Genomic DNA, 17,214 nt, shown 5'->3' on the forward strand with positions numbered 1-17,214 from the left:
ATGTCAAAGGCACAATGGCAAGCCTTACCTTGGGTAAAATCAAAGCAGGATAAAATCCACTGGGGGCAACTAATCGGCAGTGGACTCAGTTTAACACTTGCCAATGCCATTGAAAAACGTGACGAACTCGTCGTTATCGTCACCCAAGACACGCCTTCGGCTTTAAAACTTGAAACTGAGCTTAACTACCTCCTGTCAATTCCAGTTAGGGTTTTCCCTGACTGGGAAACGTTACCTTATGACCATTTCTCGCCGCATCAAGACATCATTTCTCAGCGTTTAGCGACACTCAATGCGTTGAAGTCAACTAAACACAGTGTACTTATCGTACCCGCTGCCACACTTATGTTACGTACAGCGCCAAAAGCGTTTATACATGGCACAGCGTTGCAATTCAAAGCGGGCCAAAGTGTCGACATAGAACAATTGAGACAAGCGCTAACGGAATCTGGATACAGGCACGTACAACAAGTCATGGAGCACGGTGAATACGCTGTTCGCGGTTCAATAATCGACTTGTATCCCATGGGAAGCGAAACACCGTTCAGACTAGACTTTTTTGATGACGAGCTCGATAGCATACGAGTGTTCGACCCAGAGACACAACGCTCGCTTGATAAAATAGATTTCATCGATTTGTTACCGGCACATGAATTCCCTACCGCACAGCAAGATATTGAGCGTTTTCGCATTCAATATCGTGCTAAATTCGGTGCTAGTAGCGAAAGTGATTCAATTTACATGCAGGTCAGTAAGGGGAGTCTGCCCGCCGGTATTGAATACTATTTTCCATTATTCTTTGAATCAACAGCGACTATTTTTGACTACCTTCCTGATGATGCCACATTCATGCATCTTGGAGATGTTGAGCAAGCTGCAAATTCGTTTTGGGCCGATGTAAATAAACGCTATGAAAATCGAAGAGTAGATCCTCTCAGACCTTTGCTCGCTCCAAATGAGCTCTATCTACCAGTAGATAGCTTGTTCGAACAATTTGGGCACTACCCTAGGATCCGTCTGTCACTTGCGCCTGTTGGTACTCGTGCTGGTCATACAAATCTTGATTGTGCGCTCCTTCCCGAGCTGAAAATTGATCACAAATTAACTGAACCATACAAAGCACTACTCAACTTTATTACACTACAGAAAAAGCAAGGCGGTCGTGTTCTATTTTCTGTAGAATCAGACGGTCGAAGAGAATCACTTTTAACGTTGTTAAAACCAACGGGACTGAAGCTCAAGTCGTTCGCCCACCTACAAAAGTTTGTGTCAGCCAAAGATGACGTTGGTATCGTAGTAAGTCCACTTGAACAAAGTGTTCTCCTCTGTGGCGAGTTGCCACTGACCGTTATTACCGAACAAGAATTACTCGGTGTTAAAATATCTCAACGTCGTCGTCGCAAGCACAAGTTCGATCAAGGTCAAGATGCGCTTATTCGAAACTTAGCGGAACTTAAAGAAGGTCAACCTATCGTTCACCTTGATCACGGTGTTGGTCGCTATGTCGGGTTACAAACAATTGAAGCAAATGGTATCGCTACTGAGTTTGTAACAATAACGTACGCTAATGAAGCTAAATTGTATGTTCCTGTTGGGTCATTACACTTGCTGAGCCGTTATTCAGGTGGCGAAGAAGCGCATGCGCCTCTTCATAAACTGGGTTCAGATGTTTGGGAGCGCGCGAAACGAAAAGCGGCGGAAAAAGTCCGTGACGTTGCAGCTGAACTTCTGGATATCTACGCCAAACGTCAAAGCAAGCCTGGTTACGCTTTCAAGTTAGAGCAATCCGCTTATCGCGACTTTGGTGATAGCTTCCCATTTGAAGAAACCGACGATCAACGAAATGCGATTGAAGCGGTATTGATGGATATGCAAAGCCCGCAGGCAATGGACCGATTAGTGTGCGGCGACGTTGGTTTTGGAAAAACAGAAGTTGCGATGCGTGCGGCGTTTGTTTCAGTGAACGATGGTAAACAAGTCGCCGTGCTCGTTCCCACGACGTTACTTGCTCAACAACATTATGAAAACTTCAAAGATCGCTTTGCAGATCTTCCTGTTGAAGTTGGCGTATTGTCGCGTTTTAACTCAACAAAAGAACAAAAAGAAACACTGACTAAACTCGAAGAAGGCAAACTTGATATCGTCATTGGGACACATAAACTCCTTCAAGAAGACATCAAATTCGCAGACCTTGGTTTACTTATTGTTGATGAAGAACATCGATTTGGCGTAAGGCAGAAAGAAAAAATTAAGCAGCTCCGTGCCGATGTAGACATCTTGACTCTTACCGCCACTCCTATTCCTCGAACGTTGAACATGGCTATGAGCGGTATGCGAGACTTGTCGATTATCGCCACGCCACCAGCCAAACGCTTAGCCGTAAAGACCTTCGTTCGTGAACGAGAGGACGAGTTAATCCGAGAAGCGGTATTGCGTGAAATTAAACGTGGCGGTCAGGTTTATTTCCTTCACAATAACGTTGAAACAATTGAAAAAGTCGCTGAAGACATCACACAACTTGTACCTGAGGCTACTGTCGCCATAGCCCACGGTCAAATGCGTGAGAAAGAACTCGAGTCCTTAATGGGCGATTTCTACCATCAAAAATACAATGTCTTAGTATGTACGACAATCATCGAAACTGGGATTGATGTCCCAACAGCAAACACCATTATAATGGACCGAGCGGATAAACTTGGTCTTGCTCAAATGCATCAGCTGCGTGGGCGCGTCGGCCGTTCACACCACCAAGCGTACGCCTATTTGCTCACGAAGCCTACGAATGCTCTCACACCTGATGCGGTTAAGCGTCTACAAGCAATCGAGTCTCTTGAAGATTTGGGCGCTGGCTTTGCCTTAGCAACCCACGACTTAGAAATCCGTGGTGCTGGTGAATTGTTAGGAGATGACCAAAGTGGTCAAATTCAAACAATCGGTTTTACCCTCTATATGGAAATGCTAGAACAAGCCGTAAATGCACTTAAAGACGGTAAAGAACCTACACTAGAAAACCTGCTTCAGCAGCAAACCGAAGTCGATTTAAAAGTTCCAGCTCTTTTGCCAGACAGCTATATTCCGGATGTGAATACGCGTTTGAGCTTTTATAAACGTATCGCAAGTACGTCAAACATTGAACAGCTTGATGAATTACAAGTGGAACTTATCGATCGCTTTGGGTTGTTACCTGATGCAGCAAAACATTTATTCTCTGTGCAAACAATAAAACAAAAAGCCCAACACATCGGCATTAGTCGTGTCGATGCGAATCCAAAAGGCGGTTACTTCGAGTTTACGTCACAAACAAAAGTTAACCCAATGTTCATTATCGGTTTGATACAAAGTGCACCATCTATTTATAAAATGGATGGCGCCAGTAAACTGAAGTTCGCCATTGAAGCAAATAACGGCAATGAAAGAATAAAAATGATAAATGCCATGATTGATGATTTTACTAAAAAGGCAGCCGCATAATGTTAAGCCGATTGTTTATAGCCGCGGTTATTTCTACGATTGCTTTACCTGCACATGCGACTCGTTGGTTCGAGGTCGAATTCATTGCGTTTGAACAAAAAGCAAATCCCGAACTACGTGAAGACTTCTCAATTAAATACCCTGAAATTACTGGAAAAAATCAGCTTGATTTATTAACTGATGGCTTCAACCTAGCAGGTAAGGACCAATGCTTGCAGGGTTCAATTCAGAGGCAAAAAAACGTATTTGAGCCACAAAGCCAGGTTTCTCCTGTATGCCCAGATAGTTATGATTACACCCAGTATTTTGACGTAATGCCTTTATCACCAAAAGCGGAAATTCAAGAACACACTGATAATCTTTATTTGTTGGATGAGTCTCAATTGCAACTTGATGAAGTCATGCAAAAGCTTAAACGCAAAGGGTTAAAGCCAATTTTGCACACTGGTTGGCGATTCCCAGAATCGAGTCAAACACGTGCGCCTAATATTATTGTCTATGGTGGTAAGCGCTTCGTTGGTAACGCGAGTTTAGAATCCATAAAAAACTATATAAATAGTGAAGGTTACGTTGGCTTGCTAAACCATGAATTCGACTCAATAACACATAAAGATCCCGACCTTTGGCAACTTCAGGGACTAATGAAAATTCACGTCAGGCACTATTTATTTATTACCTCTGAATTTGACTATCGATTTATGAACGACGATGCTGAGTTACAAACAGCGCGTTTCTCGCAGTATACGCGCGTATACAGCGGTGACATACATTATCTTGATCATCCTAAAATGGGTATGATCATTCAAATAAGAAAGTATAAACATTAACGGCCACATCGGCTTGGAGGGGAAAATGAAAAAATACTTAGTGATCGCATTAGCGCTTGGCCTTGCCGCTTGCTCTAAGGTTAATCTTGAAAACTACAACAAAATTAAAGTGGGCATGGACAAAACTGAAGTTGAGCAAGTTCTAGGCTCGGCAGACAAATGTGAAGAGAAAACCCTCCATACTAATTGTGTTTGGGGTAACGAAAGCCAAAATATCACTATTAACTTTGTTTCAGACAAAGTCACAATTTACACAAAGACCGGTTTAGAAAAGTAAACAGCACTCTGTGTCTAAAAAGGCGAACTACACGTTCGCCTTTTATTATAATGGGGATGAGAAGACATTCACGACGATTTACGCAATGTGTTTGACTCTCACACCGTTAAACGTTACTTAGTACCCAATACCACAGTGGTAGTGTAACAAAGCTTAACACAAGACCAAGTGCAACAAGTGCCGACGTCATTCTAGGTGCTAAATTAGCCCCTATCGCAATAGCACCTGCCGATATCATCACAGGCATCGCAGCCTCAAATACCACGACTTGCATGAGTACTTTTGGTACATCGAACTGAAGTACTATTCCAAAAGCAATTAAAGGCATTATCAAGAGCTTTATTGGTAATGCGAAAAGCAACGGCTTAACTTCATGTGATTCAAGTCGCAATTGAAATTGAAAACCAACCGCAACCATAATCACAGGAACTAACGTCGCAGATAAACTCTCAAGTATCGATGTTGCAATTGTCGGATAGCTATTGCCTTTGACTAGTAAGGCTACTATCAGTGCGATGAAAGAAGGAAAGGTAACAACTTTTATTACCATAGACTTAAAGGTAGGTTTGGTCGCTGCGGGATTAAAGACAGCCGCTAAAATAGTGGCGTACGTTGCTAATGCAACAAACGACCCTGCTTGGTCATAGATAATAGCCAACGGAAGAGCATGACTACCAAAAAAGGCCTCCACCATTGGAAATCCTAGGAACGACGTATTGCCTAAAGGCAACACGACAAGTAACGCAGCGATGGTATTTTTTGACCAGTTAAACACTTTGCCTGCTAAAAGTACCAAGCCAACTACTATGAGCAAAAGAACCCAAGGTATTAACGCGGGTAAGAGCAAATCCATTGAAAAGACAAGTTGTGGGATTTTTAAAAGAACAACCGCAGGTAACGCGACAAAAAGCACATACTGATTTAAAACAATTCCGGTTTCATTGGGAAACTGAGGCATACGTCTTAGGCAAGCGCCAATGACTAAATACACAAGAATGGCGGCAAAGTTTTCCATAAAAGCTCTTTAACAACAAATTAGTTGTTCTATTTTAGAGATTTATGTCAAAAAAACCATGCCACTTTAGCTTAACGAGACAATTAGCGTAGCTAACGTATAAAGACCGAGTCCTGCGCATAAAAAGATAGATAAATAGGAGAATTTCGTTTCATACCGCTTCGAGCAAAGAAGTAAGGTTCCCATACTAAAGATGATAAAATCGGCCATTTTTTTAATTTGTGACGAGATTAACCAGCCACTTTCGGCCTCATTCAAGGTCAGAAAGTAAAACCAACAGGCACTAAGTACTTGCACCAAAACCCAACAGACCACCGTACCTATAAGTATACGGTGGTGGTCTTTTTTAATCACATTAACGAGCGGCATTTACAGCACTGACACCCCGCCAGTCTTCCAACTCTTGTTCTGGCTTTTCTTTGCGAAAACGTGCGTATAATGCAATGCCGACTTCGTCTTCTAATATATCGACCGTTAAACCTTTTTCCTGTAATAAGCCTTCATTTCCGCTTGCATTAGTAACATCGCCGACAACAACACGGCTCACGCTTCGCATATACAATAAACTTGCACAAACATCACACGGGCTTAGCGTAGTAAACAGCGTGGTTTGACTAAAATCCACACGCCCAGCATCACGCATTGCAGAAGTCTCTCCGTGGTTATAAGGATGTGATTCTTGTACTAAGGTATTGTGTCCTTTACCTAAAATTTGACGCGTTACGTTGTCGATTACCACTGCACCAATTGGACATCCCCCCTCTAAAAAGCTTTTTTCCGCAAGCAATACTGCGATACGCATAAAATCAGAATCTGTAAATTGTAACCACGCGTCGCTCGCAACCAGTACAGATAAATAGTCGGTTGGCATATAAGCAATTGCACGTAATTGTTCATCTTCGAGTTGAGATATTTTAGATATTAAGGCCATAAAAACTCCTGTTGATGTTTTCCTGTATTGTTTACCCCAATTGTGCAAATCTTATGGACGTGGTTTATTTAACCTTCAAGCGCGAACGTTACCGCTTTGCTTGCGTGAATCGTTGTCGTATCAAGTAATGGGATTGTGGTGTCATGGGCATTTACTAACAGCGCAATTTCTGTACATCCTAAAATAATCGCCTCCACTCCCTTGTTTTTTAAATCCTCAATCACGTCTAAATAAAAATCCTTTGAGTGTGGGTTTATTTCCCCCAAACACAGCTCATCATAAATAACAGTGTGTATACCTTCTTGCGCTCCTTCATCAGGTACTATCACTTCTATACCATAATGTTCAGAAATTCTGTTTTTATAAAAGCCTTCCTGCATCGTAAATTTCGTACCGAGTAACCCTACTTTTTTAACGCCCATATCGACAAGTACTTCCGCAGTGGCGTCTGCAATATGAAACAGCGGAATGGATATCGAGGATTGGATCTGAGGCGCAACAATATGCATTGTGTTTGTACAAATAAATAACCCTTCTGCACCTGCTGCCTGCAGTGATTTACTCGCATCACTTAACAATTCGGCTGCTTTGTCCCAATTCCCTTCCTTTTGCAGTTCCTCAATCTCCGCAAAATCGACGCTGTACAATACGATTTTAGCCGAATGCAACCCGCCGAGCGTTTGTTTAATCTGTCGATTAATAGACTGGTAATAACTGACGGTTGATTCCCAACTCATCCCGCCCAACAAACCTATTGTTTTCATCCTGTTCATCCTTTTTAATTGTTGGATTTACACCCACACGTCGTTGGCCGCGGTTAGTTTTCCACCAGCATCCCCTGTATTTACGACACCTTTTGGCTCTATAAACATGACATGGCATTCACTTTCGGCAAATGGCTTGTGTTCAACCCCTTTGGGACAACAAACATCTCCCCTGCGCGCAAAGCGACCTTCCCGTCACGAAACTCGATGATCATATCGCCTTCAATAACCAAGAATACCTCATCCGTGTCGTCATGCGAATGCCACACAAACTCACCTTGTACTTTAGCCAATTTAAACTGGTAATCGTTCATTTCAGCAACAACTCTAGGAGACCAATGTTCGTTAAAACGGGCAAATTTTTCTTTAAGTTTGATTGCGTCGAATTTCATCTTCTTTACTCCAGACTAAGCGCTCGAATAACTACTGTACGTTGCCGACCAAATTGAGTAAACCGCAATTTTAAACGAAAATCCCCTAATGCAACGAATTTACTTCTGTATCTAGAAGCATGTTATAATTTCATTTTCCGATCTAAAGAAGATTACTACCTTGTCTAAGTCATTGTTCTCAGAAACGCCTCTATCCACTGCTATTTTAGAAAACCTCTCGTCACTTGGTTATGAAACCATGACAGATATTCAAGCGCAGACATTACCTTTGATATTAGAAGGCAAAGATGTCATCGGACAAGGTAAAACGGGATCAGGTAAAACTGCCGCATTTTCGTTAGGGATCTTACACAACCTCAATGTAGACCGCTTCAGAGTTCAAGCGATTGTTGTCTGCCCTACTCGCGAACTCGCCGATCAAGTTGCGGTTGAAATTCGTAAACTTGCGCGTGCGATCCACAATATTAAAGTACTCACTTTATGCGGTGGCGCTCCGATGGGGCCACAAATTGGGTCGCTTGAACACGGAGCCCATATCATTGTTGGTACACCGGGTCGTATTGAAGAACATCTAGTAAAGGGTCGCCTTTCGCTGGATGAGGTCAATACCTTCGTGTTAGACGAAGCCGATCGTATGCTTGAAATGGGCTTTGAAGACTCAATACAATGCATTGTCGAGCATTGCCCTGCACAACGTCAAAATCTGTTATTCAGCGCAACCTACCCACAAGGTATCGAAGCGCTTTGCCAACACATAATGAAAGCGCCTGAAAAAGTAGTTGTCGAGTCAAAACATGACGCCAACTCAATTGAACAGTATTTCTACGAGGTTGAATCTAATGAGGAGCGTATCGATGCAGTTCACCGACTTCTTCTCCAATACCAACCTAGTAGTGCGGTTGTATTCTGTAACACTAAAGCGGAATGTCAGACCGTTAATGACCATTTAATGAAGCTTGGCTTTGACGTGGCCGCGCTTCATGGTGACTTAGAACAAAAAGACCGTGACCGCACTTTGGTGCGCTTTGCAAATAAAAGCATTACGATTTTATTGGCTACTGACGTTGCCGCTCGAGGTATTGATGTTGACCACGTCGACATGGTCATAAATTATCACATCGCTCACGACCCTGAAGTTCATGTCCACCGAATCGGCAGAACTGGACGAGCCGGTAATAAAGGTATCGCTTGTTCTATCGTGAGTTATAAGGAATCACACAAAGTCAACGCGTTGGAAGACTATCTCAATCTTACCATTGAGCCGAGAGACCTACCTAAAGACGACGTATTTAGCAACACGGTCATGAAAGCCCCTATGATCACTCTTCAAATTGATGGCGGTAAAAAAGCGAAGCTCCGTCCTGGTGATATTCTTGGAGCTCTAACGGCAGACGGAAAATTAAAAGGGACTCAAATCGGCAAAATTAAAGTAACCGCGATGACGTCTTTCGTCGCGATAGAGAGAAAATCCGCCAACATTGCGCTTCAAATTATGGGCGATGGTAAAATGAAAGGCAGAAGCTTTAGGGCTCGTAAGGTGCTTAATTAACCATGAATGAGTTCCTGTCCTCAATACCTGTTATTGAAACGCAGCGTCTGAGATTACGGGCATGGAGACAAACTGATTTCCAGCCCCTTTCAACGGCCTATTCTGATCCAAACTTCATGAAGTTCATCGGCAACGGTGTCCCTTTATCCCCAGAAGAAAGTTGGCGCTCTATGGCTATGATGATTGGCCACTGGCACCTTAAGGGTTTTGGGTTATGGGCGGTAGAAGATAAAATAACAAACCAGTTTGTGGGGCGCATAGGTTTATTTGAACCAGAAGGCTGGCCTGCGATTGAACTTGGGTGGGGTATCGTTCCAGAGCATTGGGGAAAAGGGTATGCTTACGAAGGTGCGCTTGCCGTCAGGCAATGGGCATTTGATCAATTGACGTTAGACACATTAATAAGCATTATTCATCCAGATAATTTGCCTTCCATTGCATTGGCCAAAAAGCTTGGGGCTTTTTTTAGCCATCAGGAAAACATCGGTAACTCTGCGTTCTCAATCTATAAAATGAGCCTTACTTCCTCTAATTAAACGAAACTTTTATTTAAGGAATAAACGGTTGTCTCGCTGTTAAACCTACTTCACGAGTAAGACAACCGTGCAATTTCAGGCTACTTAGTCACTTGAGCTTTTAACCTATTTATTATTTTGTACGAACGTCTTCATTCTCAACATGTTTCTTAAAGTTATTCAAAATGCACTGCCACCCTTCCTTTTGTTGCTCTATCGAATGAATACTTTCAGCTTCAAATTGTTCTACTAGGATAATTTTGCCATTTTGCTGAGTAAAATAAATCGTTACATGTCGGTCATCATCCATTTTGTAGGTAATTTCCTTATGTGGTTCGATTTTCGTGAATGTACCCTCAAAATCAAAACCAAATTGACCGTCTTTAGATTCCATTCGATAGTTAAATCGTCCTCCTACTTCAAATGTAAGCTCTGCGTGTGGGCAACACCAATCATCACTCGCGAAGTTCCATGCCCGAATTGAACTTGGTGTTATCCACGCATTCCAAACCGTCATTAATGAACTATCCACATTCACTTGCACTTCAATTTTCATTTCAGTCACCTTGATATATTCCTGAAAAAAACCATCAACTTAATGGCGAGTTTGAAAATCTCGCAAAAAGAGACGTATTAGCTCAATGTAAAATCAGAAGCGGCGTTTACTGCTCAGTTGAAATCCGTCACAACCACTTGTACATAACATAGCTGTCTACATAACCAAATCTCAAATGGTTATAGGCCTTGGGTAGCACGCCAACAATTTCGAACCCTAATTTTTGCCACAAAGACACCGCTGTTTCATTGGTCGAAACTACACTATTAAACTGCATCGCCTTAAATCCTTCCTGCCTAGCAACCAATTGTGAATGTATACATAGCTTCTTGGCTACACCTTTTCCTCTCGCCTGTTCGCAAACCATATATCCGCAATTACTGACATGGTTACTTGGCCCCATCGCATTTGCTTTTAAATAGTAGGACCCAAGTACTGTTTCGTTTTCAATGTAGACAAACGTTTTAAGCGGTTGAACACACCAAAGCTCATAAGCGTCTTCTCGACTTAAAGTAGGATCGAATGCATACGTTTCCTGCGCTTGGATGATGCTTTGGAACGTTGGCCAAAACAGTTCAAAATCTGTTTTAGACATATCACGGATCATATTGCTCTTCTTTACAGGCGTTAAAAATTAACAATAGCGAGCAATTTCCTAAATTGGAACTTCTATCATATTGCTTTTCACTTTTTGTTTTACGGATACAAAGCATTTTTTTTGGTACTTACCCCGGGTGTAATCACGAGTAATGTGCCATTCCCTAAAAATAGACTTTAATTTTGTTTGTTATTAACTTTTTACCAAAATTAGCTTCTTATTTATGACAACGCATTTAAGGAATAGCCATGTCGCACGTGACCTGTAAACTCAATCAAACACGAGGCCATCAAACGTTAGCAGAATACCGCTGCTCTCAATTCCAGGAACTTCGGTGGAAAAACGTCATCCAAGGTGTATCGGACGAGGATCTCAACAACAACTTTGAATTCTTAAATGGTGCTGTGCTTAATCGCAGTTCGAATAATGAATTGCTCCTTACGACTACCGGCCTGTTTGGTCCTATCCGTTCAGGGACACGCGTTCATCTTGATGCATTTAGTCAATCACAAGTTATTCAAAGCAACTATGCACCAGAACATGATAAGCCGAGTTTGATAGAGGAGCTCAATGCGTTACAGCATGAATACTCGAACAGCATACCGTCGCAGAAACACGCTCTTTTAGTGAGTGGATTCTGGGTATCTGCTGTTGACGGTGCAGGGATAAATGGGCTTGATGGGGCATCCAATGTATTTGGAAGCACCGGACAACTCATATGCGAATCGGATAATTTAACGTTTCCGCTACTCAAGTTTGGAGTCAGTGAAAGCGATGACATCAAATTTAAAGAAACACTTGCTTACTATGGCGGAAAACTGCTTTCACCAAAAGAAGAATTTGCATTAGGCTTTAGTCAGGATTTATGGGGAATTCAGTACGACCAAAAACTACCGAACTATATCCTCGACTATCAGTTTAGCCCAACGAAAGGAGGCGGGCTTTTTGTTGAGCACCATCCTTTTCCTCATATTTGGCTACCTTCCCAAGGGATTGATCCAGTTTTTGGTCTTCCAACGGTGTCGAGAATACTGCTAGGCAAAAAAGTGGACAAGCACCATGAAGACCCGTATTACAGAACGGTAAAAACAGAACAATTCCATTTTACCATGTTTGAAATACCTTTAGATGGCAGTGCATTAGCAATTCGACCTCAGTGTATCCACAATGATAGTTTTACTCAAGGTGCGCAAACTGTGTTTCTAGCCAACACGCCAGCTAATACCGTAGCACTTAGGCACAGTGCTCCAATCACACAGATGTCCGCTGGAGGCGTACCCGTTTCTGATTTGTAACATGCGAGTGCTCGTTTCATTCTCTGAGCGAGCACACTCATATGCCGACAGCGACGTATTATGACTGTTGTTTCTTCCAATCATCCGTAAGCAGGCCCGCATACCCCCAATCACTTTCTTCAATCTCCTGAATAACAATGTGTGTATATTCAGGTTTTTTATGTAGCACTCTCGCGAGAGAATCAGTAATGTCTTTCACTAATTCTGCTTTTTGCTCTCTAGTGGCCCCTTTCGTTATTTGTATATTGACGTAAGGCATATAATTTCCTTCATTTAATGCAATAAAAAATTCAGTGAGTAGTCCAACTTTGGCCAACTATCACGCTATAAATAATTCGGACGCATTTTTTCGATAACATCCGTGCTTACCCAATAGATATTGGCTTTTCCATCGGCTTCGTCTCTGCCAAAAAATAAATACTTACCATCTGGGGAAATCGTTGGCGTTTTATCGTTGTAAATCGAATTCACCGTCGCGCCCAAATTAATAGGCGTCCCCCAAGTACCTTTTTTGGTTTTAAAGGAAACGAAAAGGTCATTATCTCTTCTACCTATCTCATTTTTGTTTTGCGCATTCATTACGAGGTAATCTTCATTTGGAGAAATAGAAACATGTACGCCAAAATCAAGATTCAACTCTTCCGTACTTGAATAATTTGCTCCGTCAGCAGTAGCCTTAAAATTCCGACCTTTTGTTAGATTGTAGTAGTAGAGGTCGCCACTATGCGCTTGGATTGGAAAGAATACTTGGTCTTCATTAACGGGGGCAGGCAATGCATGTGCTTCGCTCCAACCCCGACTTGTTTTGTTTACGTACCATATTTTATTGTAGGTTAGGTCGGAACTGAGCGCGGTAAAGTATATTTTGCGCCCATCAGGACTTACAAAAGGATGGATTTCTTCTTCTTTTCTTCCTTTGGTAAAATCAATTCGCGTAACTGGCGTCCAAGTTTGGCCTTCGTATTTCGTATGATAGATATGCGTTCTATTGTCACTGTCATTCGCGCCAAAATAGATTTCTTTCAAGTCCGGAGTGAATGAAATTACCCCTTCGTAGCGCCCAGTCAATGAAATGATATCTGGCGCAAATACTTTTGCGACCAGCGCAGGCGGCCGCTCACCCAAATAAGCCTGATTGAAGACGTCCCCGTTTGGGTTTGCATAGCTATTCGTCATTGCGCTTACCATTACTGCGAACACACATAATTGCTTTTTGTAATTCATCCTATTCCCTAATTTTTTCTTTGGAAGTGTGAACCAAACTACCTTTGTCGAAAGACTACTTACGATTAGACTTAACAATATTTATCTTCAGATTAAACACCCTGTCCAGTATCAATTGACGTAAAAGCGACGATTGAATTTTTTAATACGTTAACTCGCGTAATTGGTAAAAAAAATGCGCCATAAAGGCGCATTTTTTTGTGAAAACACGCTTACAGACGAATACCACCGTCGATTTCGATTACACGACCTGTAAAAAAGTCATTTTCGATAATGTATTTCGCCGTATGTGCGATTTCCTCGGCTTCGCCTAAGCGACCTACGGGTTTCATCGCAACTAAACGTTCTTTAGCTTCTGGTTTCATTGCATCGGTCATCGATGTACGGATTACACCTGGTGCAATCGCGCCGACACGAATACCGTAACGACCCAGTTCTTTTGCCCAGCTCGTGGTCATTGCCACAACGCCAGCTTTTGCTGCTGAGTAGTTGGTTTGACCCATATTACCGGCTCTAGCTACGCTCGACATATTGATAATGACACCACCTTCACCACCTTCAACCATCTTTATCGCAGCTTCGCGGCCACAAAGGAATACACCGGTTAGATTAACGTCAATGACTGATTGAAACTGTTGCAGAGACATTTTATCGATGATTTGGCCTTCTTTGTATTTAAGCAACATTCCATCACGTAATATACCCGCATTGTTTACAAGCACGGCGATATTGCCAAAATCATCGTGAATTTGATTAAAGACATTTTCAACGTCTGATTCAACACTCACGTTTGCCACGTAGGTATTGACTTTGATTCCGTGGTTTAACAATGCAGCTTTGGCATCAGTAAGTACGGATTCTTGCATATCGATTAACGCAAGGTTAGCACCTAGTTTCGCCATTTCTGTTGCCATAGCGAAACCCAGACCTTGTGCACCACCGGTGATCACGACTGTTTTATTTTGAATATCCATTACCCTAACCTTTTTTCTCAGAATACAACTTGAAAATAGCGCTGAAATCTTCAGAACCTTTGCCTTGATTTTGCATTAGGTTATAAAGATTTTTAGCCAGCGCACCCATCGGCGTTGCTGAGTTAGTTTGTTGAGCAGCTTGTTGTGCTAACCCTAAATCTTTTGCCATTAAATCAACCATAAAACCAGGTTTGTAACCATTACTTGATGGTACGTTTGGCAAAACGTCTGGGCATGGATTATACAATTCAAGCGTCCAATTACGTCCTGAGCTTGCGAGCATAATGTCACTAAGCACTTTAGCATCCAAGCCATGATCAACACCTAGCTGAAGAGCTTCACTCGTCCCTGCCATAAGTATTGATAGCAGCATATTATTACAGATCTTAGCGACTTGCCCTGCTCCAATTTCCCCAGCATGGAAAATATTCTTACCCATATTCGTAAGAACCGTCTTAGCTTTATCGAAGTTGGTTTCAGAACCGCCCACAATAAACGTCAGCGTACCTGCAGCCGCACCCGCAACACCACCTGATACTGGTGCGTCTACGAATGAAATACCTGCCTTAGCCAACGCTTTTCCCACGAATTGAGCACTTTCTGCATCGATAGTTGATGAATCGATCACGAGTGTCTTTTTATCGAGGTAATTGACCAAGCCATCTTCACCTGTGAAAATAGCACGAACATGCTTGCCCGCAGGTAACATACTGACGACAAAATCTGCGTCAGCGCATACATCACTGATTTTTGCGGCAAGTGCCGCACCAGCGTCTTTTAACTGCGCCATTGCAGTGTCGGATAGATCAAAAACAGTGACTTCATGTCCGGCTTTAACCAGATTAATAGCCATTGGTCCGCCCATGTTGCCTAGACCAATAAATCCTACTTTTGCCATAAAAATGACTCCTAAAGACCCGCAAGTGGGTGATTGCCATCAGCCCAATGGTCTTGAAAAAATTGTTCTACAACGCTTAGGTCTACATCATTGATGTTTTTGAAACGCCAGTTTGGTGAATTGTCTTTATCAATTAAAAGCGCTCTCACACCTTCTTGGAATTCACCAAATTTTCCGCACGTTACTGATATCGATAACTCTTGCAGGAAACAGGCTTTAAGCGACAACCCTTTTGTCCGTTTTATTTGCTCAGAAATGACAACCGCGCTTAACGGTGAGCCGTGTTTCAACGAAGCTTGAGCTTTTGATAACCATTTGTTCTCGGTGCTGTCTAGCGACGAGATAAATTCAACTTGTGCACCTATCGTGTTTAAAGATTCAAGTTTTTCAAGTTCAACCGCTAGCGATTTAACCGCACTTTTTGGTGCAGCAGCAGAGGCGTTATCCAGCTTTTGTAAAACGGAACTTAGCTTTTCATGATTCAGCGCGACCGTTTTACCAAAGTTCGTTTCCAATAGGATTGAAACAAGCTCATTAAACCGTTGTGCATCAACGAAATAATCTGCCAAACCAACAAACTTCGCGTCTCCGGCATTAATAGACGCACCCGTAAGACCTAAAAACAACCCCGCGCCAGCAGGCATCTTATTTAAGAAGTAACTGCCACCTACATCAGGGTATAAACCAATGGTGATCTCTGGCATTGCAATACGCGACGTTTCAGTAACAACGCGGTGACTTGCGCCAGCCATCAAACCAAGGCCACCACCCATAATGATGCCATTACCCCACAGCAAAATCGGTTTTTCATAACAATGAATGTGGTAATCCAGCGCATACTCTTCGCTAAAAAACGTTTCGATGTAGCCCGCCTCGTCACCTGATGCCATCGCTTTGTAGAGACTTACAACATCGCCACCCGCGCAAAATGCTTTTTCGCCAGAACCTTTAAGTACGACTAACGCTATATCTTCTTGTTGTTCCCACGCTTTAAGTTGGGGAGCAAGAAGACGGATCATTTCCAAATTCAATGCATTGAGTGTTTTTGGTACGTTGAGCGTCGCAAAGGCGATTTTCATGCCATTAGCAGCAACCGCCTCTTCAAACACCACTGGCGCCTCTAGGTCGTTCAATGGGTTTAACTCACTCATTAGCCATTCACCCAATTTGGTTTACGCTTTTCAAGGAAGGCGTTTACGCCTTCTTTTTGATCTTGCGTGTCGAATAATGTTACGAATAATTCGCGCTCAAGTGGCAGTGCGCTGTCAATTGTACCTGTACGGCCTTTTTGGATTAACGTTTTGCACGCGCTCACCGCAACAGGGCTTTGCTCTTCTACTTTTTTTGCGAGTGCAATTGCCGCTTCAAGCGATTGACCCTTTTCGACGATTTCTTCAACCAGACCGATTTGAAGTGCTTTCTCTGCAGTTAAACGTTCACCACACAGGATCATTCGTTTTGCCCAGCCCTCGCCAACTAACCAAGATAGATTTTGTGTACCACCCGCACATGGCAATAAACCCACTTTAGCTTCAGGTAGCGCCATTTGCGCTTGTACTTCAGCAATACGAATATCACAAGCTAGCGCCACTTCGAGACCTCCGCCCATTGCATAGCCATTGATAGCAGCAATAGACACGCCACGGAACTGGCTTAATGTTTCGAATGCTTCACCGAAAATACGAGACATATCTGCAGCTACGCCTTTGTCACCGCTTGCAAATACATTAAGGTCAGCACCCGCAGAGAAGAATTTCTCGCCCTCACCCGTGATCACAAGTGAATAAATTTCTTTATCGGCGTTAAGCTCACGCACCATGTCGCGAAGACCAGCGAGCGTATCACGGGTCCATGTATTCGCTGGCGGGTTAGACATCGTTACGACCGCAGTATGGCCTTGTTTTTCTAATTTCAGTTGTGCTGTCATC

18 protein-coding genes are annotated in these 17,214 nt (G+C 42.7%); 6 read left to right on the forward strand and 12 right to left on the reverse strand.

Features of this window, described 5'->3' with window-relative positions:
* The 3 genes from mfd to NI389_RS01435 are packed head-to-tail and all read left to right on the forward strand — an operon-like array spanning window position 1 to window position 4,575.
* A complete protein-coding gene (gene mfd / locus NI389_RS01425) occupies window positions 1-3,471 on the forward strand; it encodes a transcription-repair coupling factor (protein ID WP_308361256.1) in 3,471 nt (1,156 codons plus the stop codon).
* Window positions 3,471-4,298: a CsiV family protein gene (locus NI389_RS01430; protein WP_308361257.1), complete on the forward strand. Its 828-nt coding sequence runs from the start codon at window positions 3,471-3,473 to the stop codon at window positions 4,296-4,298. The genes mfd and NI389_RS01430 overlap by 1 nt, the downstream gene beginning before the upstream one ends.
* A gap of 25 nt (window positions 4,299-4,323) precedes the next feature.
* Complete coding sequence (locus NI389_RS01435) at window positions 4,324-4,575, forward strand: DUF3862 domain-containing protein (RefSeq protein ID WP_308361258.1); 252 nt, start codon at window positions 4,324-4,326, stop codon at window positions 4,573-4,575.
* 106 nt (window positions 4,576-4,681) lie between these two features.
* Here NI389_RS01435 and NI389_RS01440 read toward each other — a convergent pair whose 3' ends face one another.
* The 4 genes from NI389_RS01440 to NI389_RS01455 form a co-directional block, all read right to left on the reverse strand.
* On the reverse strand, window positions 4,682-5,590 hold the full coding sequence (locus NI389_RS01440; protein WP_308361259.1) for an AEC family transporter: 909 nt from the start codon (window positions 5,588-5,590) through the stop codon (window positions 4,682-4,684).
* 355 nt (window positions 5,591-5,945) lie between these two features.
* Window positions 5,946-6,521: a nucleoside deaminase gene (locus NI389_RS01445; protein WP_308361260.1), complete on the reverse strand. Its 576-nt coding sequence runs from the start codon at window positions 6,519-6,521 to the stop codon at window positions 5,946-5,948.
* 68 nt (window positions 6,522-6,589) lie between these two features.
* Complete coding sequence (locus tag NI389_RS01450) at window positions 6,590-7,285, reverse strand: aspartate/glutamate racemase family protein (RefSeq protein WP_308361261.1); 696 nt, start codon at window positions 7,283-7,285, stop codon at window positions 6,590-6,592.
* Between the two features lie 98 nt (window positions 7,286-7,383).
* Window positions 7,384-7,677, reverse strand: a complete 294-nt coding sequence (locus NI389_RS01455; protein ID WP_444850731.1) for a cupin domain-containing protein — start codon at window positions 7,675-7,677, stop codon at window positions 7,384-7,386.
* 160 nt (window positions 7,678-7,837) lie between these two features.
* Here NI389_RS01455 and dbpA point away from each other — a divergent pair, with 160 nt between their 5' ends.
* Complete coding sequence (dbpA, locus tag NI389_RS01460) at window positions 7,838-9,226, forward strand: ATP-dependent RNA helicase DbpA (RefSeq protein WP_308361262.1); 1,389 nt, start codon at window positions 7,838-7,840, stop codon at window positions 9,224-9,226.
* A gap of 2 nt (window positions 9,227-9,228) precedes the next feature.
* Window positions 9,229-9,762 carry a GNAT family N-acetyltransferase gene (locus tag NI389_RS01465; RefSeq protein ID WP_308361263.1) on the forward strand — a complete coding sequence of 178 codons (534 nt, stop codon included), beginning with the start codon at window positions 9,229-9,231 and terminating at the stop codon, window positions 9,760-9,762.
* 112 nt (window positions 9,763-9,874) lie between these two features.
* Here NI389_RS01465 and NI389_RS01470 read toward each other — a convergent pair whose 3' ends face one another.
* Both NI389_RS01470 and NI389_RS01475 read right to left on the reverse strand, forming a co-directional pair.
* A complete protein-coding gene (locus NI389_RS01470; protein WP_308361264.1) occupies window positions 9,875-10,297 on the reverse strand; it encodes an SRPBCC domain-containing protein in 423 nt (140 codons plus the stop codon).
* A 127-nt stretch (window positions 10,298-10,424) separates the two neighbouring features.
* Window positions 10,425-10,904 (reverse strand): GNAT family N-acetyltransferase, encoded by a 480-nt coding sequence (locus NI389_RS01475; protein WP_308361265.1) that lies wholly within the window; start codon window positions 10,902-10,904, stop codon window positions 10,425-10,427.
* A gap of 239 nt (window positions 10,905-11,143) precedes the next feature.
* Between NI389_RS01475 and NI389_RS01480 the strand changes: the two genes are divergently transcribed.
* Window positions 11,144-12,190 carry a hypothetical protein gene (locus NI389_RS01480; RefSeq protein ID WP_308361266.1) on the forward strand — a complete coding sequence of 349 codons (1,047 nt, stop codon included), beginning with the start codon at window positions 11,144-11,146 and terminating at the stop codon, window positions 12,188-12,190.
* Between the two features lie 58 nt (window positions 12,191-12,248).
* On the opposite strand, the gene NI389_RS01485 is transcribed toward NI389_RS01480, so the two are convergent.
* The 6 genes from NI389_RS01485 to NI389_RS01510 all read right to left on the reverse strand — a co-directional run bounded on the left by NI389_RS01485 (window position 12,249) and on the right by NI389_RS01510 (window position 17,213).
* On the reverse strand, window positions 12,249-12,449 hold the full coding sequence (locus NI389_RS01485) for a tautomerase family protein (RefSeq protein ID WP_308361267.1): 201 nt from the start codon (window positions 12,447-12,449) through the stop codon (window positions 12,249-12,251).
* A gap of 65 nt (window positions 12,450-12,514) precedes the next feature.
* On the reverse strand, window positions 12,515-13,414 hold the full coding sequence (locus NI389_RS01490) for a TolB family protein (protein WP_308361268.1): 900 nt from the start codon (window positions 13,412-13,414) through the stop codon (window positions 12,515-12,517).
* Window positions 13,415-13,626: 212 nt separating this feature from the next.
* Window positions 13,627-14,388: an SDR family oxidoreductase gene (locus NI389_RS01495; protein ID WP_308361269.1), complete on the reverse strand. Its 762-nt coding sequence runs from the start codon at window positions 14,386-14,388 to the stop codon at window positions 13,627-13,629.
* Window positions 14,389-14,392: 4 nt separating this feature from the next.
* Entirely contained in the window at window positions 14,393-15,286 is an 894-nt protein-coding gene (gene mmsB, locus NI389_RS01500; protein ID WP_308361270.1) for a 3-hydroxyisobutyrate dehydrogenase, read from the reverse strand.
* 11 nt (window positions 15,287-15,297) lie between these two features.
* The gene (locus tag NI389_RS01505) at window positions 15,298-16,437 is read right to left on the reverse strand and encodes an enoyl-CoA hydratase/isomerase family protein (protein ID WP_308361271.1); all 1,140 of its coding nucleotides are present in this window, start codon (window positions 16,435-16,437) and stop codon (window positions 15,298-15,300) included.
* Window positions 16,437-17,213 (reverse strand): enoyl-CoA hydratase, encoded by a 777-nt coding sequence (locus NI389_RS01510; protein ID WP_308361272.1) that lies wholly within the window; start codon window positions 17,211-17,213, stop codon window positions 16,437-16,439. The genes NI389_RS01505 and NI389_RS01510 overlap by 1 nt, the downstream gene beginning before the upstream one ends.
* Window position 17,214 lies beyond the last annotated feature (1 nt).

This window comes from Pseudoalteromonas xiamenensis, from assembly GCF_030994125.1.
Classification (GTDB): domain Bacteria; phylum Pseudomonadota; class Gammaproteobacteria; order Enterobacterales; family Alteromonadaceae; genus Pseudoalteromonas; species Pseudoalteromonas xiamenensis_B.

Excerpts from the sequence above, each read along its gene's own strand:
- mfd (WP_308361256.1), top strand. The coding sequence starts at position 1 with ATGTCAAAGGCACAATGGCAAGCCTTACCTTGGGTAAAATCAAAGCAG.
- NI389_RS01430 (WP_308361257.1), top strand. The coding sequence starts at position 3,471 with ATGTTAAGCCGATTGTTTATAGCCGCGGTTATTTCTACGATTGCTTTA.
- NI389_RS01435 (WP_308361258.1), top strand. The coding sequence starts at position 4,324 with ATGAAAAAATACTTAGTGATCGCATTAGCGCTTGGCCTTGCCGCTTGC.
- NI389_RS01440 (WP_308361259.1), bottom strand. The coding sequence starts at position 5,590 with ATGGAAAACTTTGCCGCCATTCTTGTGTATTTAGTCATTGGCGCTTGC.
- NI389_RS01445 (WP_308361260.1), bottom strand. The coding sequence starts at position 6,521 with ATGGCCTTAATATCTAAAATATCTCAACTCGAAGATGAACAATTACGT.
- NI389_RS01450 (WP_308361261.1), bottom strand. The coding sequence starts at position 7,285 with ATGAAAACAATAGGTTTGTTGGGCGGGATGAGTTGGGAATCAACCGTC.
- NI389_RS01455 (WP_444850731.1), bottom strand. The coding sequence starts at position 7,677 with ATGAAATTCGACGCAATCAAACTTAAAGAAAAATTTGCCCGTTTTAAC.
- NI389_RS01465 (WP_308361263.1), top strand. The coding sequence starts at position 9,229 with ATGAATGAGTTCCTGTCCTCAATACCTGTTATTGAAACGCAGCGTCTG.
- NI389_RS01470 (WP_308361264.1), bottom strand. The coding sequence starts at position 10,297 with ATGAAAATTGAAGTGCAAGTGAATGTGGATAGTTCATTAATGACGGTT.
- NI389_RS01475 (WP_308361265.1), bottom strand. The coding sequence starts at position 10,904 with ATGATCCGTGATATGTCTAAAACAGATTTTGAACTGTTTTGGCCAACG.
- NI389_RS01480 (WP_308361266.1), top strand. The coding sequence starts at position 11,144 with ATGTCGCACGTGACCTGTAAACTCAATCAAACACGAGGCCATCAAACG.
- NI389_RS01485 (WP_308361267.1), bottom strand. The coding sequence starts at position 12,449 with ATGCCTTACGTCAATATACAAATAACGAAAGGGGCCACTAGAGAGCAA.
- NI389_RS01490 (WP_308361268.1), bottom strand. The coding sequence starts at position 13,414 with ATGAATTACAAAAAGCAATTATGTGTGTTCGCAGTAATGGTAAGCGCA.
- NI389_RS01495 (WP_308361269.1), bottom strand. The coding sequence starts at position 14,388 with ATGGATATTCAAAATAAAACAGTCGTGATCACCGGTGGTGCACAAGGT.
- mmsB (WP_308361270.1), bottom strand. The coding sequence starts at position 15,286 with ATGGCAAAAGTAGGATTTATTGGTCTAGGCAACATGGGCGGACCAATG.
- NI389_RS01505 (WP_308361271.1), bottom strand. The coding sequence starts at position 16,437 with ATGAGTGAGTTAAACCCATTGAACGACCTAGAGGCGCCAGTGGTGTTT.
- NI389_RS01510 (WP_308361272.1), bottom strand. The coding sequence starts at position 17,213 with ATGACAGCACAACTGAAATTAGAAAAACAAGGCCATACTGCGGTCGTA.